18 protein-coding genes and 1 tRNA gene are annotated in these 22,242 nt (G+C 68.2%); 7 read left to right on the top strand and 12 right to left on the bottom strand.

From position 1 onward, the window contains the following. Positions 1 to 78: 78 nt before the first annotated feature. The gene (locus IEX71_RS00615) at positions 79 to 1,989 is read left to right on the top strand and encodes an N-acetylmuramoyl-L-alanine amidase (RefSeq protein ID WP_188835051.1); all 1,911 of its coding nucleotides are present in this window, start codon (positions 79 to 81) and stop codon (positions 1,987 to 1,989) included. Between the two features lie 190 nt (positions 1,990 to 2,179). Further along, positions 2,180 to 4,114, top strand: a complete 1,935-nt coding sequence (locus tag IEX71_RS00610) for an N-acetylmuramoyl-L-alanine amidase (RefSeq protein WP_188835050.1) — start codon at positions 2,180 to 2,182, stop codon at positions 4,112 to 4,114. A gap of 304 nt (positions 4,115 to 4,418) precedes the next feature. Here IEX71_RS00610 and rho read toward each other — a convergent pair whose 3' ends face one another. The 5 genes from rho to lysA form a co-directional block, all read right to left on the bottom strand. Beyond that, positions 4,419 to 6,500 carry a transcription termination factor Rho gene (rho, locus tag IEX71_RS00605; protein WP_188835049.1) on the bottom strand — a complete coding sequence of 694 codons (2,082 nt, stop codon included), beginning with the start codon at positions 6,498 to 6,500 and terminating at the stop codon, positions 4,419 to 4,421. Positions 6,501 to 6,701: 201 nt separating this feature from the next. Then, positions 6,702 to 7,643: a homoserine kinase gene (locus IEX71_RS00600; protein ID WP_188835048.1), complete on the bottom strand. Its 942-nt coding sequence runs from the start codon at positions 7,641 to 7,643 to the stop codon at positions 6,702 to 6,704. A 15-nt stretch (positions 7,644 to 7,658) separates the two neighbouring features. Next, positions 7,659 to 8,765: a threonine synthase gene (thrC, locus tag IEX71_RS00595; RefSeq protein ID WP_188835047.1), complete on the bottom strand. Its 1,107-nt coding sequence runs from the start codon at positions 8,763 to 8,765 to the stop codon at positions 7,659 to 7,661. 52 nt (positions 8,766 to 8,817) lie between these two features. Further along, the gene (locus IEX71_RS00590; RefSeq protein WP_188835046.1) at positions 8,818 to 10,107 is read right to left on the bottom strand and encodes a homoserine dehydrogenase; all 1,290 of its coding nucleotides are present in this window, start codon (positions 10,105 to 10,107) and stop codon (positions 8,818 to 8,820) included. A gap of 6 nt (positions 10,108 to 10,113) precedes the next feature. Further along, positions 10,114 to 11,469, bottom strand: a complete 1,356-nt coding sequence (lysA, locus tag IEX71_RS00585; RefSeq protein WP_229749344.1) for a diaminopimelate decarboxylase — start codon at positions 11,467 to 11,469, stop codon at positions 10,114 to 10,116. 196 nt (positions 11,470 to 11,665) lie between these two features. Between lysA and IEX71_RS00580 the strand changes: the two genes are divergently transcribed. After that, positions 11,666 to 11,737, top strand: a tRNA-Arg gene (locus tag IEX71_RS00580). Positions 11,738 to 11,963: 226 nt separating this feature from the next. Here IEX71_RS00580 and IEX71_RS00575 read toward each other — a convergent pair. Then, complete coding sequence (locus tag IEX71_RS00575) at positions 11,964 to 12,689, bottom strand: SDR family oxidoreductase (RefSeq protein ID WP_188835044.1); 726 nt, start codon at positions 12,687 to 12,689, stop codon at positions 11,964 to 11,966. Positions 12,690 to 12,785: 96 nt separating this feature from the next. Between IEX71_RS00575 and IEX71_RS00570 the strand changes: the two genes are divergently transcribed. Continuing rightward, positions 12,786 to 13,634: a LysR family transcriptional regulator gene (locus tag IEX71_RS00570; protein ID WP_188835043.1), complete on the top strand. Its 849-nt coding sequence runs from the start codon at positions 12,786 to 12,788 to the stop codon at positions 13,632 to 13,634. Positions 13,635 to 13,649: 15 nt separating this feature from the next. On the opposite strand, the gene IEX71_RS00565 is transcribed toward IEX71_RS00570, so the two are convergent. Then, positions 13,650 to 14,249 (bottom strand): helix-turn-helix domain-containing protein, encoded by a 600-nt coding sequence (locus tag IEX71_RS00565; RefSeq protein ID WP_229749343.1) that lies wholly within the window; start codon positions 14,247 to 14,249, stop codon positions 13,650 to 13,652. Between the two features lie 65 nt (positions 14,250 to 14,314). Here IEX71_RS00565 and IEX71_RS00560 point away from each other — a divergent pair, with 65 nt between their 5' ends. Then, positions 14,315 to 15,277 carry an NAD(P)/FAD-dependent oxidoreductase gene (locus IEX71_RS00560; protein ID WP_229749342.1) on the top strand — a complete coding sequence of 321 codons (963 nt, stop codon included), beginning with the start codon at positions 14,315 to 14,317 and terminating at the stop codon, positions 15,275 to 15,277. 78 nt (positions 15,278 to 15,355) lie between these two features. Further along, a complete protein-coding gene (locus tag IEX71_RS00555) occupies positions 15,356 to 16,183 on the top strand; it encodes a sugar phosphate isomerase/epimerase family protein (protein ID WP_229749341.1) in 828 nt (275 codons plus the stop codon). Between the two features lie 17 nt (positions 16,184 to 16,200). On the opposite strand, the gene IEX71_RS00550 is transcribed toward IEX71_RS00555, so the two are convergent. The 5 genes from IEX71_RS00550 to IEX71_RS00530 form a co-directional block, all read right to left on the bottom strand. Further along, entirely contained in the window at positions 16,201 to 16,614 is a 414-nt protein-coding gene (locus tag IEX71_RS00550) for a VOC family protein (protein WP_188835041.1), read from the bottom strand. Between the two features lie 32 nt (positions 16,615 to 16,646). Then, positions 16,647 to 17,675: a hemolysin family protein gene (locus IEX71_RS00545; RefSeq protein WP_188835040.1), complete on the bottom strand. Its 1,029-nt coding sequence runs from the start codon at positions 17,673 to 17,675 to the stop codon at positions 16,647 to 16,649. Continuing rightward, complete coding sequence (locus IEX71_RS00540; protein WP_188835798.1) at positions 17,672 to 18,991, bottom strand: hemolysin family protein; 1,320 nt, start codon at positions 18,989 to 18,991, stop codon at positions 17,672 to 17,674. Before IEX71_RS00540 ends, IEX71_RS00545 begins: the two co-directional genes overlap by 4 nt. 139 nt (positions 18,992 to 19,130) lie before the next feature. Then, positions 19,131 to 19,706, bottom strand: coding sequence for a PadR family transcriptional regulator (locus tag IEX71_RS00535; protein ID WP_188835039.1), 576 nt, complete (start codon positions 19,704 to 19,706; stop codon positions 19,131 to 19,133). 1 nt (position 19,707) lies between these two features. After that, positions 19,708 to 20,550: a DUF4097 family beta strand repeat-containing protein gene (locus IEX71_RS00530; RefSeq protein WP_188835038.1), complete on the bottom strand. Its 843-nt coding sequence runs from the start codon at positions 20,548 to 20,550 to the stop codon at positions 19,708 to 19,710. Between the two features lie 203 nt (positions 20,551 to 20,753). On the opposite strand from IEX71_RS00530, the gene IEX71_RS00525 reads away from it, so the two are divergent. Continuing rightward, positions 20,754 to 22,238: a sugar transferase gene (locus tag IEX71_RS00525; protein WP_188835037.1), complete on the top strand. Its 1,485-nt coding sequence runs from the start codon at positions 20,754 to 20,756 to the stop codon at positions 22,236 to 22,238. The last annotated feature ends 4 nt before the right edge of the window (positions 22,239 to 22,242 follow it).

Raw genomic sequence — 22,242 nt, 5'->3', positions numbered from 1 at the left:
ACACGCGAGACCGTGCCAAGGTGAAAGAGTCAGCTCTCCCCTGGGCCGACAGTTCCCCCTGATGATCACGGAGACACGATGACTCATCCACTTTCCCGACGTAATTTCCTGGTGGCCGCACTCGCCGTGCCGGTCGCCACAGTCGCCACCGCGGGGCCTGCCCTTGCTGTGGATCAGCATGACCAATTCACCGCGGCCTCAACCAAATACGGCGTTCCCGCGGCTGTCCTCGCGGCTGTCTCCTACGGCCAGACCCGCTGGGAGGACCACGCCGGCGCCCCGAGCACCAGCCTCGGCTACGGCCCGATGCATCTGATCGACGGCGCCGCGGCACAGGCTCAGCGGGACGCCGCGGCGGGCAAGCGGGCGGCGACAGTCATCGACACCCTCGGTCATGCGGCGACGCTGACCGGCCTGTCCAAGGACACGCTGCGCACCGACCCGGCCGCCAACATCATGGGCGCCGCCGCCGTGCTGGCCGCGGCACAGCGCACGGCCGGTCACGCGACGGGCGCACACACGGACCCCGCCACCTGGTACGTCGCGATCGCATCGACCAGCGGCTTCTCCGCCGTTGCCAGCCAGCGCGGCTTCGCCGACGACGTGATCAGCGACTTGCGCTCTGGCGTCGCCAAGCAGGCGTCGGGTGTCCGCCTGGAGCTCAAGGCCGGCAAGGTCGGCAGCGTCACCTCGCAGCGCGCTGTCCTCAGCAAGCGGTTGGCCGCCGCCGATCAGGCCACGTCGGGCAAGATCGACGCCCCAAAGGGCCTACCGGTTGAGTGGGTGGAGGCGCCATACGAGCAATTGAGCTCGGACCCGGGCAACTACGGCAACCACGACCTCGGCAACCGGCCGGTCTCCCCCGCCCTCAACACCATCGTCATCCACGACACCGAGTGCTCGTATGACGAGGCGCTGAAGCTGGTGCAGATGCCGACCTACCTGGCCTGGAACTACACCGTGCGGTCCGACGACGGGATGATCGCGCAGCACCTCGAGGCCAAGGACGTCGGCTGGCACGCGGGCAACTGGTACGTCAACGCGCACTCCATCGGCGTCGAGCACGAGGGTTACGCGACCGCCGGGCCGACGTGGTTCACGGAGGCGATGTACCGCAAGTCGGCACGCCTGATCGCCTACCTGTGCAAGAAGTACCAGATCCCGGTCGACCGCGCGCACATCATCGGCCACGACCAGGTGCCGGCGACGACGATGAACGGCATCAAGTCGATGCACTGGGACCCGGGCCCCTTCTGGGACTGGGAGCACTACTTCGAGCTGCTCGGCGCGCCGCTGACGCGCGGCACCAAGGGCATCAACCGGTTCTCGGCCGGTGACATGATCCGGATCCTGCCCGGCTTCGACGGCAACGAGCAGGTCGTCACCGGCTGCGACACCAACAACCCGCCGATCTGCGTGGTCGACGGTCCGCAACCCGGCACCAATTTCGTCACGCTGCACCAGCAACCCGAAGCCGACTCGCCGCTCGCGCAGGACATCGGCCTGCACCCGGGTGGCGGGCCGTCCGGCTCCGGTCCGGCGGACGTCGGCGCTCGCGCGGCCGCGGGCGAGGACTACGTCGTGGCGGACGTCGACGGTGACTGGACGGCGATCTGGTACCTCGGCAACAAGGTCTGGTTCCTCAACCCGGCCGGCAGTCCGACCGCGCGCCTGCTGAAGAGCGGCGTGAAGGCGAAGCCGAAGGGCGGCGAGGCGATCCAGGTCTACGGACGTGCCTACCCCGAGTCGTCGGCATACCCCGATCCCGACTGGGATGCGGGCGTTTCGCCATACACCTACGTGTGGGGCGCCGACCAGGAGTATGTCGTCGCGGACACCGACGTGCCGACCGACTACTACAAGGCATGGTTCTACGACATCAACACACCGAACGACCACATCGACATCGTCGGTAAGACCAAGTACTACCTGGTCTACTTCGGGCACCGCGTGATGTACGTCCAGGCGGACGACGTCGAGCTGAGCTGAGTCCTTGGCGACAACTCCTCGCGAGTGACAGGAAGGCCCGGTCGAGTCCGCTCGACCGGGCCTTCCTGTGCCCGGTCGGCCGCACGCGCGAACTCGCCGAGCTTTGGAAACCATTTACGCGCGCTGTCATGACAGGGTGAAACAGTCGGCTCATCCCGGGCCGATCGCCCCTGATGATCACGGAGCCACCATGACGAAGCCGATGTCCCGACGAAATTTCCTGGTCGCCGCGGTCGCGGTGCCGGTCGCCGCCGGCGTGACCGCTGCGACGGCCGCTCCGGCCCTCGCGGTCGATCAACACGATCAGTTCACCGCTGCGGCCACGAAGTATGGCGTCCCCGCCGCCGTGCTCGCAGCGATCTCCTACGGCCAGACTCGTTGGGAGGACCACGCCGGCGCACCGAGCACCAGCCTCGGCTACGGCCCGATGCACCTGGTCGACGGAACCGCCGCGCAGGCACAGCGCGACGCGGCCGCCGGCAAGGGGACGAGCACGGCCGGCGTCATCGACACCCTCGGTCGCGCCGCGAAGCTGTCCGGCCTGTCCGAGGACATCCTGCGCACCGACCCGGCCGCCAACATCACGGGCGCCGCCGCAGTCCTCGCGAACGCCCAGCGCACCCTCGGCCACGCGGTCGGCACGCACACCGACCCCGCCACCTGGTACGAAGCGATCGCCGCGAGCAGCGGATTCACCACGGCCGCCAGCCAGCGCGGCTTCGCCGACGACGTGATCGCCGACCTGCGCTCCGGTGTCGCCAAGAAGGCCTCCGGCGTGCGCCTGGAGCTCAAAGCCGGCAAGGTCGGCAGCGTCACCTCCCAGCGCGCTGTCCTCACCCGCCGGGTCGAGACCGCCGCCAAGACGGCCAAGCCTGCGCCATACCCGATCGACGCCCCGAAGGGTCTCCCGGTCGACTGGGTGCCGGCGCCGTACGAGCAACTCAGCGAGGACCCCACCGACTACGGCAACCACGACCTCGCGCGCCGCCCGGTGTCCCCCGCGCTCAACACGATCGTCATCCACGACATGGAGGGCTACTACGCGGGCAGCCTGAAGCTGGTGCAGGACCCGACCTACCTGGCCTGGAACTACTCGGTGCGCTCCAGCGACGGCCTGATCGCCCAGCACCTCGAGGCCGCGGACGTGGGCTGGCACGCGGGCAACTGGTACGTCAACTCGCACTCCATCGGCGTCGAACATGAGGGCTTCGCGGTCTCCGGGCCGACGTGGTTCTCCGAGCCGATGTACCGCAAGTCGGCGCGACTGATCCGCTATCTCGCCCAGGAATACAAGATCCCGCTCGACCGCGCGCACATCATCGGTCACGACCAGGTGCCGGCGACCACGACGGCGGGCATCAAGTCGATGCACTGGGACCCGGGTCCCTTCTGGGACTGGGAGCACTACTTCGAGCTGCTCAAGGCGCCGCTCACCCGCGGCACCGGCATCAAGAGGAAGCTCGACGTCGGCGACGTCATCCGGATCCTGCCCGGCTTCGACGGCAACGAGCAGATCATCACCGGCTGCGACACCAACAACCCGCCCATCTGTGTGGTCGACGGACCGCAGGCGGCGACCAACTTCGTCGCCCTGCACCTGCAGCCCGACGAGGGCGCACCGCTGGTCAACGACATCGGTATGAAGCCGGACGGCTCGCCCGCGACCACCAAGCCCGACGACGTCGGAGCGCGGGCCAACACCGGCACCGATTTCGTGGTCGCCGGTGTGTATGGCGACTGGACCGCGATCTGGTATCTCGGTCAGAAGGCGTGGTTCCAGAACCCGGCCGCGGCGCCGACCGCGCGGCTGCTGAAGAAGGGCGTCAAGGCGGTGCCGAAGGACGGCAGGGACATCCAGGTCTACGGCCGTGCCTACCCGGAGGCTTCGGCATACAGCAATCCCGACGACGTGCAGGCGATCTCACCGTTCAGCTACACCTGGGCCGCCGGCCAGGAGTACGTCATCGCGGACCAGGACGTGCCGACCGACTACTACAAGGCCAAGACGTATGACGTCACGACCGCCGGCGACCACATCGACATCGTCGGGACGACGAAGTACTACCTGGTCTACTTCGGGCACCGCGTGATGTACGTGATGGCCGACGACGTCGAGTTGAGTTGATTCGTCCGGCCAGAGGCTCGTTCACACTCGGCCAACCCCTTGCCGAAGGACGGCTCTCTCGCCGGATGACGGTCCGATACGGCCGTCACTCGCCGAGGAAGCCGTCACTCGGCATGGTGGCCGTATGACGAAAGCGCCCCTCGAACAGACGACGGAACGACAGGTGGGCTATCGCAACGGGCCACGATGACCCGACCGCACGACAAGCGGACGCCCGCGGAACGACGACCACGACAGCGACGGCCCCGCACGAGCTTGCTCGTGCGGGGCCGTCGCTGTCGTGCGAGGGGTGGAGCGAAAAGGCTCAGTCCTCGTCGTCGAGCTTGATCGAGCTGGTCTGCTGGACCTGCATCAGGAACTCGGTGTTGGACGCGGTCTTCTTCAACCGGTCCAACAGCACCTCGATGCTCTGCTGCGAGTCGAGCGCGGCCAGCACGCGACGCAGCTTCCACATGATCTTCAGCTCGTCGCCGCCGAGCAGGATCTCCTCGCGGCGGGTGCTGCTCTGGTTGACGTCGACGGCCGGGTAGATGCGACGCTCCGCGAGCTGACGCGACAGGCGCAGCTCCCAGTTGCCGGTGCCCTTGAACTCCTCGAAGATGACCTCGTCCATGCGCGAGCCGGACTCGATCAGCGCGGTCGCCAGGATGGTCAGCGAGCCGCCGTTCTCGATGTTGCGGGCGGCACCGAAGAACTTCTTCGGCGGGTAGAGCGCAGCCGAGTCGACACCACCGGACATGATGCGACCGCTGGCCGGGGCGGCCAGGTTGTAGGCGCGGCCCAGGCGGGTGATGCCGTCCAGCAGCACCACGACGTCCTGACCCAGCTCCACAAGTCGCTTGGCACGCGCGATGGCGAGCTCGGCGACCTCGGTGTGGTCCGTCGCGGGACGGTCGAAGGTCGAGGAGATGACCTCACCCTTGACCGAACGCTGGAAGTCGGTGACTTCCTCGGGACGCTCGTCGACGAGCACGACCATCAGGTGGCACTCGGGGTTGTTGGTGGTGATCGCGTTGGCGATCGCCTGCATGACCATGGTCTTACCGGACTTCGACGGGGCCACGATCAGGCCACGCTGGCCCTTGCCGATCGGTGCGACCAGGTCGATGACGCGGTTGGTCAGGTGCTTCGGGTCGTCCTCGAGGCGCAACCGCTCCTGCGGGTAGAGCGGGGTCAGCTTGCCGAACTCGACACGCTGCTTGGCCTGCTCGGGCGTCATACCGTTGACGGTGTCCAGGCGGACCAGAGCGTTGAACTTCTGGCGGGCCGGCAGCTGCTCGCCCTCGCGCAGCGCACGGATCGCACCGGTGACGGCGTCACCCTTGCGCATGCCGTTCTTCTTGACCATGCCCATCGGCACGTAGACGTCGTTGGGACCCGCGAGGTAACCGCTCGTGCGGACGAACGCGTAGTTGTCGAGCACGTCGACGATGCCGGCCACGGGGACCAGGACGTCGTCCTCGCGCACCTGCGTGTCCACGTCACCGAAGTCGTCGGCACCGCGGCCACGGCCGCGCTTGCGGTCGCGGCCACGCTGGCGTCGACGGTTGCGGTTGCCACCGTCGTCGTCGTTCCACCGGTCGCCGCGGTCGTTGTTGCGGTTGCCGCGGTCAGTGTTGCCACCTTGGCGGTTGCCACCCTGACGGTTGTTGCCGCCCTGGCGGTCGCCGTCGTTGTTGCGGTCGCCGCGGTCAGTGTTGCCACCCTGGCGGTTGCCACGGTCGTTGCGGTCGTTGCCGCGGTCGGTGCGGTCACCGGAGTTGCCGCGGTCGTTACCGCCCTGCTGCTGGTCCCCCTGGCGGTTGTTGCCGCCCTGCTGCTGGTCGCCCTGACGGTTGTTGCCTCGGTTGCCGCGGTCGCTGTCGCCGCTGTCGGCACGGTTGTGGTCGCCACGCTTGTCGCCGTTGTCGGCCCGCTGGCCGTCGCGCTCGTTGCGCTGCTGGTCGGCCGGCTCCGCCGGCTTGTCGGCAGCGTTGTCGGCGGGCCTGGAATCTGCGGGCCTGGAATCTGCGGGCCTGGAATCTGCGGGCTTGGAGTCGGCAGGCTTGTCGTCAGCAGGCTTGCTGTCGGCCGGTTTGCTGTCGGCCGGAACGGTCTGGGGCGCGGCGCTCTCAGCGGGGCCGGCCGGAGCGGAGGCCGCCCGGCGCGACCGGCGCGGAGTGCTCTGCGCACTGTCGGGAGCAGCGGACTTGTTCTCGCCCCCGCGCTCACGGATCGCGGAGAGCACATCGCTCTTGCGCATCTTGGAAGTGCCGCTGATGCCCATGGTCACCGCGAGCTGCTTGAGCTCATCCAGCTTCATCGTGCTCAGGCTGCCCTTGGAGGTGCCGCTGGAGCTCGAAGCAGGCGCCGCTGCGGGCGCGGAGAGTTCGGTGGTATCGGTCACGAAGGTTCCTTCCCCCTCGTTCGTCCGGCGCTGAGGCCGGTGTGGGGTGTGCCAAAAATAGTTAGCTTCTCAAAGCGAAGTAACACTCATCACCGGGATGCGCACTGCCGAAAGAATCGGCGAGCGACGTTGCGGTGAGGCATCGACATCCGGGACGAAACTGTCACTCGGTCGGCTTGGGCCGTCGATGCAAAACCAAACTTACACCGTCACGGGTGCGGAATGCGAAACGACTCGCACACCCGATGTGGCGATTCCCGGACGGAGCACCTGCCAGCCCACCGGCAACTCGTCGGCGCCGAGTGCGAATTCCCCTGCACCCAGCACCAACACGGCCGGCCCGGCACCCGAGATCGTGGCTGCGAGCCCGCGTGCTCGCAGCTGGTCGACGACCCCCATGCTCTGCTCGTATGACGCCCTGCGGGGCTCCTGGTGCAGCCAGTCCCGCGTGGCCGGCAGCAGCAACTCCGGCTCCTGGGTCAGCGCGTGCACCAGCAGGGCAGCACGTCCGGCGGTGGAGGCGGCAGCCGACAGCGAAACACTTTCGCCGAGCGCGGCCCGCGCGGTGTCGGTGGCCAGCGTCGCCTCCGGCAGGAGCACCGCCGACGTCACTTCGGGATGCAGCTGCGGACGCACCGTGCGCCACCCCGCGCCCTCGTCGTCGGCCCAGGAGACGGTCAGGCCGCCATACACACTCGCGGATGCGTTGTCCGGGTGGCCCTCGGACTGACCGGCGAGGTTGCTGAGCAGCGCCAGTGATGCCGGGTTGTCGATGCGTTCGCGGACCAGCGCGAGTGCCGTCGCCATACCTGCGACGATCGCGGCGGCCGACGATCCCAGACCTCGAGAGTGCGGAATTGCATTGCGGCAGTGCAGGATCAGGTCGGTCGGCGGCTCGATGCCGAGGTTCTGCCACATGGCCAGCGCCGAGCGCCAGACCAGGTGCGTGCCGTCCGTCGGCACGGCTCCGGTGCCGTGGCCTTCGACGGAGATGTGCAAGCCGTCACCGCCGATCGTGGCCTGCACCGTGTCGGTGATGCCGAGCCCAAGACCGATCGAGTCGAACCCCGGGCCGAGGTTGGCACTGCTCGCAGGCACCTCGATGGTGACCGAGGAACCGGGCGAAAACACTTCAGAATCCATGGAATTGAGTCCCGGTCAGCCTTCCAGGCCGAGGGCCCGCGCAGCAGTCACCGCGTCGACCGGCACCTTGGTCGGCTGCACCTGCTGCCCGTCGGCGTCCTGCAGCGCCCACTGCGGGTCCTTCAGGCCGTGCCCGGTAACGGTGCAGACGATCGTCGCACCGGCCGGGATCTCACCGCGCTCGTGCATCATCAGCAGGCCGGCGATGCTCGCGGCCGAACCCGGCTCCACGAAGATGCCTTCCTTGCTCGAGATGATGTGGTGCGCGTGCAGGATCTGCTCGTCGGTCACGGCGTCGATCAGGCCGCCGGACTCGTCGCGTGCCGCGATCGCCTGCTGCCACGACGCCGGATTGCCGATCCGGATCGCTGTCGCGATGGTGTCCGGGTCGTCGACCGGGTGGCCCTTCACGATCGGCGCCGCGCCAGCTGCCTGGAAGCCCCACATCTTCGGCGTCTTCGTGGTCGCACCGTCGGATCCGGTTGGCAGTGCCGCGGATTCGCGGTAGCCCTTCCAGTATGCGGTGATGTTGCCGGCGTTGCCGACCGGCAGGCAGTGGATGTCCGGCGCGTCGCCGAGCACGTCGATGACCTCGAAGGACGCGGTCTTCTGGCCCTCGATGCGTGCGGGGTTGACCGAGTTGACCAGCTCCACCGGGTAGGCCTCGGCCAGCTTGCGCGCCAGCGTCAGGCAGTCGTCGAAGTTGCCGTCGACCTGCAGCAGTTGCGCACCATGCGCGATCGCCTGGGCGAGCTTGCCCATCGCGATCTTGCCCTCGGGGACGAGCACGCCGCACGTCATACCGGCCTTGGTGGCGTATGCCGCCGCCGAAGCGGACGTGTTGCCGGTGGACGCGCAGATCACTGCTTTCGCACCGGCTTTCGCGGCTGCCGAGATCGCTGCCGTCATGCCGCGGTCCTTGAAGGAGCCGGTCGGGTTGAGGCCCTCGAACTTCACGTGCACGTCCGCGCCCACCTCGCCGCTGAGCCACTCCGCGTGGATCAGCGGCGTACCACCCTCCCCCAGCGTGATGACCGGCGCACCCTCCAACGAGGGCAACCTGTCGGCGTACTCACGAATAACGCCTCGCCACTGCTGGCGGCGTGCAGATTCGTTCCTCATCCCCACGCCTCCAGCCTGAGTTGTTGCTGCGCCCTTCGGTCGCCAGGTGCCATTACATTCCTTCCACACGGAGCACGGAGCTGACCTCGTGCACATCATCGAGCTTGCGAAGTTCTTCGACGGTCGCGACCAACGACTCGTCCGCCGCTTGGTTCGTGACCAGCTGCAGGATCGCCAGACCTTCCTCCGACCGGCGCACGCCCTGCCGCATGCTCTCGATCGAAACATCGTGTGCGCCAAAGACATTCGCGACTCGTGCGAGCACACCTGGGCGGTCCAGCACGTCCAGCCGGATGAAGTAGCTGGTCTGTGTCCGAGCGATCGGCAGCACCGGCAACTCGGCGTATGCCGACTCCCGCGGGCCGTGCCCTCCGACCACTCGATGACGGCCGGCCTGGACCAGGTCACCGAGCACGGCCGACGCCGTCGGCGCCGCTCCGGCTCCCTTGCCGTAGAACATCAGCTCACCGGCCAGCGCCGTCTCCAGGAAGACTGCGTTGAATGCGTCGTGCACCGAGGCGAGCGGGTGCGAGCGCGGCACCAGCGTCGGATGCACGCGCGCGCTGACTCCGTCGGGGGTCCGCTCGCAGATCGCGAGAAGCTTGACGACACAACCGATCTTGCGCGCATCGCGGATGTCGGCGTCGGTGATCCCCATGATCCCTTCGCAGTGCACGTCATCGCTGGAGACGCGGGTGTGGAAGGCGAGCGAAGCCAGGATCGCAGCCTTGGCCTGCGCGTCGTGTCCCTCGACGTCGGCGGTGGGGTCGGCCTCGGCATACCCGAGCTCCTGTGCCTCGGCGAGCACGTCGGGCAGCGCGGCACCGGTGCGGTCCATCTTGTCGAGGATGTAGTTCGTGGTGCCGTTGACGATGCCCATGACCCGCTGCACGTCATCGCCGGCGAGCGACTCCCGCAACGGTCGCAGCAGCGGTATGGCGCCCGCGACCGATGCCTCGAAGGACAGGTCGACGTTGCGCGCGTCCGCCGCGGCATATAGGCGGGGTCCGTCGGCGCCGAGCAGCGCCTTGTTGGCGGTGATGACCGCCGCGCCGTGCTCGATCGCCCGAAGCAGCAGCGTGCGCGCGGGTTCCAGCCCACCCATCAGCTCCACGACCAGGTCGGCATTGGAGACCAGTGACTCCGCGTCCGTGGTGAAAAGCTCTGGTGGCACACCGGATTCGGGGCGCGGCTTGGTCACGTCCCGAACTGCGACACCGATCAGCTCGAGCGGTGCGCCGACACGAGCGGCGAGGTCCGCGGCGTCATCGGTCAGCTGTCGGGCTACTGCACTGCCGACCACTCCGCAGCCGAGCAGCGCAACCCTCAGTGGCTTCGCCATACGTTTCTACTCCCCTTCGAGGGCCAACAGATCGTCAATCGTCTCGCGGCGCAGCCACGTGCGCACGCCGTCCGGCGTGACCGCCAGCACGGGCGGCCGCGTGACGTGGTTGTACTGGCTGGACAACGCCCGACAGTAGGCGCCGGTGGCGGCGACGGCGAGCAGGTCTCCGGGCTGCACATCGGACGGAAGTTGCTGGTCGCGCACGACGATGTCGCCGGACTCGCAGTGCTTGCCGACGACGCGTGATTGGGTCTGCTGCGCCTCACTGCGCCGATTGGCAAGCGTGGCAACGTAATCGGCCTGGTAGAGCGCCGGCCGCGGGTTGTCGCTCATACCGCCGTCGACCGAGATGTATGTGCGGACGAGTTCGTCGGTGGCCTGCACCGGCTTGACCGTGCCGACCTCGTAGAGCGTGATCCCGGCGGGTCCGATGATCGCGCGGCCGGGCTCGATCGACACGCGCGGCACCGGAGTCCGGGTCTCCTCGCACGCCGCCTGCACGATCGCGGCGAGCTGAGTCGCCATCTCGCGCGGGGCCAGCGGCTCGTCCTCGGGCACGTAGGCGATGCCGAACCCGCCACCGAGGTCGAGCTCCGGCAGCACGACGCCGTAGTCCTGCGCGATCTGCAGCTGTATGGCGATGAGGCGCTGCGCCGCGACCCGGAAGCCGTCGGAGTCGAAGATCTGCGAGCCGATGTGCGAGTGGAATCCCAACAACTGCAACTCATCCGGGTGTCGCAGCACCTCGCCGGCGGCCTCGGCCGCCTGCCCGCCCGACAGCGAGAAGCCGAACTTCTGGTCCTCGTGCGCGGTGGCGATGAACTCGTGGGTGTGCGCCTCGACCCCGGTCTTGACGCGCAGCATCACCCCGACGCGGACGCCACGGCTGCGGGCGATGGCGACGACCCGATCGATCTCGACCATCGAGTCGACGATGATCCGGCCGATGCCGTGGTCGACAGCGGCCTCGATCTCGGCGACGGACTTGTTGTTGCCATGCATGCCCGTGCGTTCGCCGGGGAAGCCCGCCTTCGCGGCCACCGCGAGCTCACCGCTGGTGCACACGTCCAGGCTCAGTCCTTCGGCGTCCAGCAGGCGCACCAGGGCGGAGCAGAGGAACGCCTTGCCGGCGTAGAACACGTCACACGTCGTCCCGATCGCCTCGAACGCAGTCCGAAACTCGTCCCGGAACGCGCAGGCGCGGGCGAGCAGATCCGGCACGTCGACCAGGTAGGCCGGCGTGCCGTATGTCGTCGCCAGCTCACTGAGCGGATGCCCGTGCAGGGCCAGCTCGCCGCCGGCGTTCTCACTGAGGCCGCTCGGCCACACGTGGGCGTCAAGTCGGGTAGCGGAAGTCACGGGCGACACGATACGGCGGCGCCGATGCGCCATACCGCCTCGTCCGACGGCTGAACATCGCGCGTCACGCGTAACCGTGTCGTGAGCACCACCCGGCGGCTGATAATCTTTGCGACGTGCTGGCCGCAGGACGGGCCATGGCACAGGCGGCTGATGCGATGATGAGGAACGAGTCCTTGCGTCCGGTTCGCCGCACGCCCCCGTAGCTCAGGGGATAGAGCACCGCCCTCCGGAGGCGGGAGCGCAGGTTCGAATCCTGCCGGGGGCACAAAATTCCAGCAGCTTGCTGCTGGTTTTTTTGTGCCCCCGGCAGAAGTAACAGGCGCATCGGACGACCGAGGAACGAGGTCGCACGAGGCGCCGACGGGGGCACAAAATTCCAGCAGCTTGCTGCTGGTTTTTTTGTGCCCCCGGCAGAAGTAACAGGCGCATCGGACGACCGAGGAACGAGGTCGCACGAGGCGCCGACGGGGGCACCGCTCAAGTGGCGGCGTTCACCACGCGACGGGTCCGGCCTCGTCGAAGAACTCACCGGTGGGTCCGTCGTCCGGCAGAGTCGCCAGCTGTATGGCGATGTGCGCGCCCTCCTCCGGAGTGCGGGTGCCACGGAAGCCGTTGAGGTCCGTGGCGCAGAATCCGGGACATCCGGCGTTGATCAGGATGCTCGTGTCTGCGAGTTCCTTCGCGTATTGCACGGTCACCGCGTTGAGGAACGTCTTCGAGGGCGCATACGCGACCGCGATCGGGCCGACGAAGGCGCCCGGCGTGGTCTGCAGCGTCAACGACCCGACACTGCTGGACATGTTCACGATGCGCGGCGACGCCGATCGGCGCAGCATCGGCAACATCGCGTTGGTCACGCGGATGACGCCCACGACGTTCGTGTCGACGACCTGCAGCATCGTGGCGGGCTCGACGGTGGTGGGCAACTGCGAGGCCCCGCCGGTGATGCCGGCGTTGTTGACCAGGACGTCCAATCCGCCCTCGTCGTGCTCGATCTGCCGGGCGGCCGCGGCGACGCTGTCGTCGGACGTCACGTCCAGCGGCACGCCGAACGCGTCCGCGCCGTTCGCGCGCAGCTTGTCCACCGCGTCCTCACGGCGCTGCTGGTCACGGGCGCCTACACCCACTCGCCACCCGAGCCGGCCGAGTCCGGCCGCGATCTCGTATCCGATGCCCTTGTTCGCGCCGGTCACCAGCGCAATCGTCTTTTCGCTCATGCATCGATCCTCGGCTCGACGACCGCTTCTGCGCCAAGACCGATCAGGTCGGCGGCGATACCTCTTGGGTATCGCCTCCGGCGTAGCGTGGTCGCCGTGGAGACTCGGGAATTGCGTTATTTCGTCGCGGTGGCCGAGGAGCTGAACTTCGGGCGCGCCGCGCAGCGGCTCGGCATGGCCCAGCCACCCCTCTCCCGCGCCATCGCTCAACTCGAGCGCCGGCTCGACGCGACGCTGTTGGAGCGGACGAGTCGCGGCGTGACTCTCACCGGTGCCGGCGCGGTGCTGCTCGACGAGGCACGGGCGGCTCTCGACGCAGTCGTCGCTGCCGAGCGTCGCACCCGGCGCGCCGCGGAGGTCGCCGATGGCAGGCCTGCGGTGGTCCTGGCCTCCAAGGCGGGCGCGTCGACGGAGTTGATCGCGAAACTGCTGGATGCCTACGCCTCCGAGCCGAACTCCGTCAGCGTCGACATGCTCCTGTGCGGCCCCGGAGAGCAGGGTCGGCTGTTGCGCACCGGCCGAGCGGACGTGGCGCTCTTGCACCGCCCGTTCGACTCACTCTCCGGACTGGACCACGAAACCCTCAGCACCGAGGGTCAGGTCGTCCTGCTGCCGGCCGGCCACCCGCTCGCCGGCCGGCCGCAGGTGCGCACCAGCGACGTGACGGACCTCCCCGGACTGCCGCAGCCGCGATGGCCGCGGGCCGACGGCGGCTACCCGGACGGTCCCGGCCCGAAAGTGCGCGACCACGCGCAGCTGCAACAACTCGTCTCGCTGGGCCGCGCGTCGGTGATCGCGCCCGAGTCCGCACGCACGAACCTCGGCCACGACCTGACCGCCATACCGGTCGTCGACGCCCCACAGGTGACCACGGTGATCGCCTGGCCACCGCACAGCCGGTCGGTGGCGGTCGCGGACCTGGTCCGCACGGCGGCCCGGCTCTGAACACATAGCGGACGTTCAGCCCCGCGGCTTCGCGCGCACGTGCGCCTTCTCCCCCTGCGTCCCGAAGAGACTCAGGCACTCGACCGGCTCGTCGTCGGCCGCCCCGAACCAGTGCGGTGTGCGGGTGTCGAACTCGGCGGCGTCACCCGGCTGCAGCACGAGATCGTGCTCGCCCAGGACCACCCGAAGCTTGCCGCTGAGCACGTAGAGCCAGTCGTAGCCCTCGTGCGTCTTGAGCTCCGGCTCCACGTGCCGGCCGACCCGCCGCGGCACGATGATCTTGTAGGCCTGGATGCCGCCCGGTCGCTGACTCAGCGGCAGCATCGTGATCCCGTGCGCCTTGATCGGTCGCATGTTGACCCGCGGGTCACCGGTCGGCGGCGCGTCGACCAGCTCGTCGAGCGTCACCCGGTAGATCTTCGCCAGCGGCAGCAGCAGCTCCAGCGTCGGGCGGCGGCCGCCGGACTCCAGCCGGGACAGCGTGCTCACCGCGACACCGGTCGCCCGTCCGACGTCGGCCAGCGTGAGCCCGCGCTGCTCGCGCAGTTGTCTGAGTCGCGGGCCGACCGCTTCGAGTGCCGTGTCCGAGTCCTCGTTCGCCATCCTGTTCGCCATACGACCAGTTTGCCATATCAGCAACAAGATTTGCCACCACGACATGTGCCGCGCAGGCTGTTCGTATGACTACAGACATGCTTCCCACAGACCAGGACGTCGTGGTGATCGGCGGCGGCGCCGCCGGCCTCAGCGGCGCATTGATGCTCGGCCGCTCAAGGCGATCCGTGACAGTGATCGACGCCGGCTCCCCACGCAACGCACCGGCCGACGGCATACACGGACTGCTCGCGTATGACGGAATGCCGCCCGCCGAGTACCTCCGGCTCGGCACCGAGAACGTTCGCCGGTATGGCGGTGCCGTCGTCGCCGGTGAGGTCTCGGCGGTCACCCGGGACGAGACCGGATTCGCGGTGACCCTCGCCGACGGACGCAGCACCCACGCCCGCCGGATCCTGCTCACCACCGGTCTGGTCGATGAGCTCCCGGACATCGCGGGCCTCGCCGAGCGTTGGGGCCGCGACGTCGTGCACTGCCCCTACTGCCACGGCTGGGAGGTGCGCGATCGGGACATCGCGGTGTTGGCCACCGGACCGATGGCGTTCCACAGCGCAGTGCTCTGGCGCCAGTTGTCCGACCGAATCACGTTGCTGCGCAACGGGATCGACTTCTCGGCCGAGCAACTTGCACAATTGGCAGCACGCGGGGTGCGGATCGTCGAGGGCCGCGTCCAGTCGGTCGTCACCGCCGACGACGCCATCACCGGTGTCGCGCTGGTCGACGGACAGGTCGTCCCGTGCGAGGTCATCGCGGCCGGCACGCACATGGTGGCGCGTGGCGGCGTGGTCGAGTCACTCGGCCTGTCGGCCGTCGAGCACCCCTCTGGCATGGGCGTCCATGTCCCCGCCGACGCCATGGGACGCACCGAGGTGCCCGGCGTGTGGGCCGCCGGCAATGTCACCGACCTGAGTGCGCAGGTCGGCGCCGCCGCCGCTGCGGGCGCCATGGCGGGCGCGCAGATCAATGCAGAGCTGGCGATGCAGGAGACCGCGGAAGCCACAGCCGGGTCGGCGGACTCAGTGGCCTGAGTCGGCCGTCGCCGCTGCGTCTGCGGTGAGCTGCCTAACCTTGGACACGTAAGGAACGCACCTCGACGAAGGCGGGCCATGAACCCCGACGGTTGGATGGGCCACACTGGCATCTGCTCAGTGACCTTCCGTCAGCTGCCACCGGCAGAACTGGTCGAGGCCACCGCCGCCGCCGGCCTGCATCGCATCGAGTGGGGATCCGACGTGCACGCGCCGCCGGATGATGCGGGTGCGCTCGACAACGTGCGGGGGCTCACGGCCGCGGCCGGGCTCACGGTGACTTCGTACGGCAGCTACTGGCGCGCGGGTGACAACGATCCGGCTCCGGAGCCGGCGGATCGCCCACCACCATCGATCGAGCAGCTGGTGTCGGCCGCTACCCGGATCGGAGCACCGCGGATCCGCGTATGGGCCGGCTCAGCCGGATCCGCGGAATGCCCTGCCGGGCAACGCGATCGGATCGTCCGGGACCTGCGGCACGCCGCGGAGGTGGGGGCTGTCAGCGGCATACAGATCGGCCTGGAGTTGCACCGGTTGACCCTCACCGACACGGTGGAGTCGACTCTGCGGCTGCTGGACGAGGTCGGACACGACAACCTTGCTACGTATTGGCAACCGCGGGTCGACGAGCCGGCGACCGACGCGATCGACGGTTTGCGCCGACTGGTCGATCGGGTGTGCGCGGTGCACGTCTTCTCGTGGTGGCCGTTCGCCGATCGGCTGCCGCTCGCCGATCGCGCGCAGCTCTGGCAGGGAGTGACCGCGCTGCTGCGCGAGCGGGCGGATCCGCTCGATCTGCTGCTGGAATTCGTCCCGGATGACGACCCGGCGGTGTTGCCGCGCGAGGCGGCGGCGCTGCGTTCGTGGCTGCCGCCCGATGCATCAGGGGACGACGCGCAGCCCTGAGCGACAAGTTCCGCGCGCTATTGCACCAGCAGGCAGAAGGGGTGCCCGGCCGGATCGGCCAGCACATACAGTGGCTCGCCCTCATCAGTCGAACGATCGAGGATCACCCGCGCACCGAGCTCGACCGCCCGCTGCCGATGGCGTTCGAGCTCCTCGATCGTGGGCACCTTGAAGTCCATGTGCATCTGCATCGGGACGTCCTCGGCCGGCCACGTCGGCGGCGTGGTGTCCTGCTTCTCCTGGACGGTGAGCACCCGACGCCCGGTGTCGTCGAGCAGCACCAGCCAGTCGGCGTCATCCGATGTGCCGTCCGCAGGCGGCTCCTCGCCGTCGCGATAGCGCAGGCCGAGCAGCTGCCGATAGAATTCCGCGAGCGCCCGGCAGTCGCGCGCATCGATCGCAGTGTGCAGGAGCACGGGGTATGCCGACATGGGCTCCTCCTCGATCGGAAGTCCTTGTCACGCTACCGCTGGGTGGCGTCGTCCACCTCACCGACGAGCTCCTCGAGCACGTCCTCCAGGAAGATCACACCCAGCACTTCGGACGCGGAGTCGTCGACGACCCGCGCGAGGTGGGCACCACTGCGCTGCATGGTGACCAGCATGTCGTCGACCTCGTCCGACGGAGCGACGGTCGCAAGCGGTCGGATGCGGCGCGGGGGGACGGGCTCGGCATACGCCTCGTTGGTCGCGTAGAGCACATCCTTGAGGTGCACGTAGCCGGCGATCACGCCCCGCCGGTCGAGCACCGGGTAGCGCGAGAAGCCGTGCTTGGCGACCAGCCGCTCGATGTCCTCCGGTGTCGCGCCGACCGGCACGGTGACCAGCTCGTCGACGGGCACCGCGACGTCCGCAGCGACACGATCGGTGAACTCCAACGCTCCCTGCACGCGCGCCGACTGCTCCTCCAACAACAACCCCTCGCGCTGCGACTCGGCAACGATGAGTTCGACCTCCTCGGCCGAGAATGCCGACGTGGCTTCGTCTTTCGGCTCCACACCCAGCCGGCGAACGGCCCACTTCGCGATCGCTTCCAGCGCGCGGATGATCGGCCCCAGCACCCGCGTCACCCACAACAACGCGGGCGCGAGGATCAGTGCGGCCCGGTCGGGTCCGGCGATGGCGAGGTTCTTGGGCACCATCTCGCCGAGCGTCACGTGCAGGTAGGCAACGATCAGCAGCGCCAGCAGCAGCGCGACGACGGTCGCCATACCGTGCGGTGCGCCGATGCTGGTGAAGATCGGTTCGATCAGATGGTGCAGCGCGTCCTCGGCGACCGCACCCAGCAAGACCGAGCACACCGTGATGCCCAGCTGCGCGCACGCCAGCAACGACGAAACGTTCTCCAGCGCCTCAAGACTCAGCTTCGCGCGCTTCGAACCGGACGCCGCCAGCGGCTCCAGCTGCGAGCGCCGTGCGGCCATGACCGCGAACTCCGCACCGACGAAGAACGCGTTGCCGAGCAGGAAGACCAGCGACAGGATGAGGTTCATTCGGTGACCTCCGGCCCGGCCGGTATGACGGGAGCGAGCCGCACCCGGTCCACGCGCCTGCCGTCCATGGCGACGACCCGCAGCGACCAACCGTCGAGGGCGACCTCGTCACCCACCTGCGGCACGCGTCCGACGGCGGCCATCACGAATCCGCCGACAGTCTCGTAGTAGACACCCTCGGGGATCGTCGCCCCGATGCGGTCCCGCACCTCGTCCGGGCGCCACAGTCCCGGCACCGTCCAGGACCCGTCCGGCAGCAGGCGACTCACGTCCACTCGCGGGTCGTGCTCGTCGCTGACCTCACCGACGATCTCCTCGATGACGTCCTCAAGGGTGACGACACCGGAGGTGCCGCCATACTCATCGACAACGATCGCCAGCTGGAAGCCACCGGCGCGCAACAGCAGCAGCAGCGGGTCGAGGTGCATCGTCTCGGGGACCAGGACCGGCCGGATCATCAGCGCGGTCACGGGCACGTCATCACGACGGTCCTGCGGCACCGCGATGGCCTTCTTGACATGGACCACGCCGACGACGTCGTCCCAGTCGTCACCGATGACCGGGAAGCGCGAATGTCCGGTGCTACGAGCCAGATCCACCACGTCAGCGGCGGTGGCGTCGCGTTCGACATACACACAACGCACGCGAGGACTCATGACGTCGGATGCGGTGCGTTCGCCGAAGTCCAGCGACCTGGTCAGCAGCTGCGCGGTGCCCTCCTCGAGGGTCCCCGCCTCCGCCGAGCGCCGCACCATCGAGGACAACTCCTGCGGGGTGCGCGCCGCGCTCAGCTCCTCCTGCGGCTCGATGCCGAAGCGCCGCAGCACGGCGTTCGCGGATCCGTTGAGTATGACGATCAGCGGCTTGGTCACGGTCGCGAAGATCCGCACCGGGCCGGCGACGATCTTCGCGACCTGCAGCGGCGCGGAGATGCCGAGGAACTGCGGGATGAGCTCGCCGAAGATCATCGAAAAGAGCGACGCGATGACCAGGGCGAGCACGGTGGCGACGGCGGCCGAGGCGGTCCCCGAGATGCCGATGGCGTCCAGCGGTCCCTCGAGCAGGGAGCCGAGTGACGGCTCGACCAGATAACCGAGGACCAGCGTGGTGATCGTGATGCCGACCTGCGCCGCGGATAGTTGTGTCGACAGCCGCCGCAGCGACGCGAGCACGACGCCGGCACGGGAGTCACCCGCGTCGACGGCTCGCTGCACCGACGGGCGGTCGAGAGCGACCAGGCTGAATTCGGCAGCAACGAAGAGCGCGGTACCGATGGTCAGCACGACCCCGGCGAGGATGAGGAGCCATTCCACCAACATGTCGCGCACATACTTTCATGCGGCCACGCCGGTCGAGTAGGGCGAGCCCCTGGGCGAGTCCGTATCGAGACCCGTGGCGGTCTCGATACACCTCCCCCGCTCCGCTCCCCCGGCACTCGACCCGCAAGAGCTCCTACTACTTGAGTTCGTCGATCCGCCGCTGGGCCTCGTGCACGATCCGCAGCGCCTCGACGCGCACTGCTTGGCTGGTATGGCGTGAGCGCATCACCTTCCGCGCGCTCTGCCGCAGCTCGTTGATCGCGCGCTCGAACTCGTGGCCCGCGTTGCCCTTCATCTGCTCGCCGCTGGCCGGCTTGGCGACGCGGCGGGCCTCCTGAGCAGCGGCCTTCAACTCGGCGCGCAGGTCGGCCGACTCGCCCTTGACCCGCGAGCGGACCTCCTCAGCGAGCTGGCTGGCCGACCGGTCGAGGTCCGTCTCGAGGTCGCCCAGGTCGGACTGCCGTCGCTCAACCTCGGCGCGACCGGCGTCGGTGATGGTGTAGGTCACCTTGCGGCCGTCATCGCCGCGGCTGACCAATCCCTCTTCCTCGAGTTTGGCCAGACGCGGATAGACCGTGCCGGCGCTCGGTGTGTAGAGGCCGTTGAAGCGTTGCTCGAGGTCACGCATGATCTCGTAGCCGTGTCGTGGACCCTCGCTCAGCAGCGACAGCAGGTAGAGCCGCAGTTGCCCGTGCGCAAATACCGGCGCCATCTCAGGACTCCTTGTCGAGCGACGGACCGCCGCCGGTCGGCTCAGCACGCAGCACCACTACGTCGCCGGACACCGACGAGGCGGACAGCCGCAGCGACTCGTCACCGTCGCGGGCCTCCCCGCCGCGGTGCCACTTGCCGCCGAGCTTCACCCCGTCGACGATCGCGGCTCCGCTCATGGTGGACACGTTGACGCGGTAGCCGCCACCGGCCGGCACCCGCACGGTCACATCGCCCGAGACGGTGTTGGACTCGACCTTCGCCTGCTGATTGGTCAGGTCCAGGGTGATGTCGCCGGAAACGCCGTTGAGTTCGATCGGGTGGAGGGCGCTGTCGTGCACCGTCATACTGCCCGAAACAGTGTTGGCCTCGAGCCGCCCACGTAGCTGGTGACCCTCGAAAGTGCCTGACACGCCATTGATCTCGATGCGACCGTCGATGTCGTCGGCGGTCACATCACCACTGACGGTGTTGAGCGACGTCCGTGCATGTATGCCGCTCACGACCACCCCGGCACTGACGGTGTTGATGTCTGTCCGGGCATCGCGCGGGATCGCGATCGACACCCGCGCCTTGAGCTGCATGCTGCCGCCGAAGCCCTTGAGCGTCTCCCAGAGATTGCCGCCCTCGACCTTCACATGACTGATCTGCAGCTTGTCGCCGTTCCAGGTCACTTTCAGCGGCGGACCCACAACCTCCTGCACCTCGACCTGCGCCGTCGGGGCATCATGGGTGACGACGTCGACGTGGCCACCGACGAGCCCGACCGTCAAGCGCGTGACGCGCTCGCCCTCACCGCCGATGTCGAGCACCTTCGGCCCGTCGAGCTCCCACTGCTGCGCCATCGCGTCTCCTCTTCTAGGTCACGACATATCGCGTTCATGGTAAACACGATATGTCGCAAGTTGCAACCGGTGCGGATTATGCCGGAGTCCGCCTGCGAAATGTCGGAACTCGACCTCCCAAAGCTAAGGCAGCCGATACGATTCGGGCGGGAGGAGGCGGCTTCGCGCACTCCTTTGGCCGGGAGCAGACAAGGAGGCGCTGCGTGAATGTCACTGATTCATTGAGCTCGGCGCAGCGGACCGGCCGTCCAACGCGAAGCACCAACATCGCCAAACAGCGCCACCACTTCCGGACCGTCGTGGCAGCCCTCGACGTCGTGGTCATCGTCGTGGCCATCGTGATCGCCGTCCTCCTCCGCTTCGGCGAGAACACCGACGCCGCGCAGGTGGGGACCGCATCGGGACCACTGGGCTACACCTTCTTCTCAGCATGCCTCGCGATCGCATGGGTCATCGCGCTGCACGCGAAGCAGTGCTATCGCGTGGAGCTCTTCGGCGTGGGCGACGACGAATTCCGCCGGGTCGCCCGCGCGACTTTTGGCCTCTTCGGTGCCATCGCCATCGTCGCGCTACTCGCCAAGCTCGACCTCGCGCGCGGCTACCTGGCCATCGCCTTTCCGCTGGGACTGTTGCTGCTCCTTCTGGAGCGGGCGATCGTCCGCCGCTGGATCGTGCGCCGTCGGGCACACGGCGACTACTGCGATCAAACACTCATCATCGGCACCCCGCCGGAGGTTCGGCGCGCGGCATCGGTGATAGCGCGCCACCCGGCCGCCGGCTACCGGGCTGCGCTCGTCTCGGTGATCGGCACCGACGAGTCGCCCTTCGTCCTCTCCGACGGCACCGAGGTCGACAACGTCGGACCGATCGCGGACGTGTCGACCCTGGACGGCTCGATCAACACCCTGATCGTCGCCGGCCAGAGCGCCATGACCCCAGAGGAGGTCCGCCAGATCGGCTGGCAACTGGAGGGCACCGACATCCGGCTGGCACTCACCAGCACGATGACCGACGTCGCCGGCCCGCGCATCCACCGGCGCCCGATCGAGGGCCTGCCACTGATGAGCGTGGAGTCCCCGACGTATGCCGGACGGAAGTTCCTCGTCAAGCGCATGCTGGACATTGCGATCAGCGTCGTTGTGCTTGTACTCCTCTCGCCGGTGCTCGTGGTGCTCGCGGCGTGCGTCTATTTCGAGGACCGCGGGCCGGTGCTGTTCCGACAGGTCCGGGTCGGGGTCAACGGACAACTCTTCCGGATGACGAAGTTCCGCTCCATGGTCGTCGACGCCGAGAAGCTGCGCGCGGACCTGGTGCCGGACGATGCGAGCGGTGTCCTGTTCAAGATGAAGGACGACCCACGCATCACCCGGGTCGGCAAGTTCATCCGCACCTACTCACTCGACGAGTTGCCGCAACTCTTCGACGTGCTGATCGGCCACATGTCCCTCGTCGGCCCCCGGCCGCCATTGCCCGACGAGGTGCGTCGCTACGAGAAGCACGTGCATCGCCGCCTCAACGTCAAGCCCGGGGTCACCGGCCCCTGGCAGGTCGGTGGCCGGTCCAAGCTCACCTGGGCGCAGAGCGTCCAGAAGGACCTCTATTACGTCGAGAATTGGTCCGTCACAGGCGATCTGGCAATCTTGGCGCGCACGGTCCGTGCGGTCCTACAACGAGAGGGAGCACACTGACCCG

Origin of the sequence: Flexivirga endophytica, from assembly GCF_014640635.1 — a bacterium.
Taxonomy (GTDB): Bacteria; Actinomycetota; Actinomycetes; order Actinomycetales; family Dermatophilaceae; genus Flexivirga; species Flexivirga endophytica.
This window is presented reverse-complemented; position numbering and strand designations above follow the sequence as displayed.

Coding starts and splice junctions, on each gene's coding strand:
- IEX71_RS00615 (WP_188835051.1), top strand. CDS start 79: ATGACTCATCCACTTTCCCGACGTAATTTCCTGGTGGCCGCACTCGCC.
- IEX71_RS00610 (WP_188835050.1), top strand. CDS start 2,180: ATGACGAAGCCGATGTCCCGACGAAATTTCCTGGTCGCCGCGGTCGCG.
- IEX71_RS00600 (WP_188835048.1), bottom strand. CDS start 7,643: ATGGATTCTGAAGTGTTTTCGCCCGGTTCCTCGGTCACCATCGAGGTG.
- thrC (WP_188835047.1), bottom strand. CDS start 8,765: ATGAGGAACGAATCTGCACGCCGCCAGCAGTGGCGAGGCGTTATTCGT.
- IEX71_RS00590 (WP_188835046.1), bottom strand. CDS start 10,107: ATGGCGAAGCCACTGAGGGTTGCGCTGCTCGGCTGCGGAGTGGTCGGC.
- IEX71_RS00575 (WP_188835044.1), bottom strand. CDS start 12,689: ATGAGCGAAAAGACGATTGCGCTGGTGACCGGCGCGAACAAGGGCATC.
- IEX71_RS00565 (WP_229749343.1), bottom strand. CDS start 14,249: ATGGCGAACAGGATGGCGAACGAGGACTCGGACACGGCACTCGAAGCG.
- IEX71_RS00560 (WP_229749342.1), top strand. CDS start 14,315: ATGACTACAGACATGCTTCCCACAGACCAGGACGTCGTGGTGATCGGC.
- IEX71_RS00555 (WP_229749341.1), top strand. CDS start 15,356: ATGAACCCCGACGGTTGGATGGGCCACACTGGCATCTGCTCAGTGACC.
- IEX71_RS00550 (WP_188835041.1), bottom strand. CDS start 16,614: ATGTCGGCATACCCCGTGCTCCTGCACACTGCGATCGATGCGCGCGAC.
- IEX71_RS00545 (WP_188835040.1), bottom strand. CDS start 17,675: ATGAACCTCATCCTGTCGCTGGTCTTCCTGCTCGGCAACGCGTTCTTC.
- IEX71_RS00535 (WP_188835039.1), bottom strand. CDS start 19,706: ATGGCGCCGGTATTTGCGCACGGGCAACTGCGGCTCTACCTGCTGTCG.
- IEX71_RS00530 (WP_188835038.1), bottom strand. CDS start 20,550: ATGGCGCAGCAGTGGGAGCTCGACGGGCCGAAGGTGCTCGACATCGGC.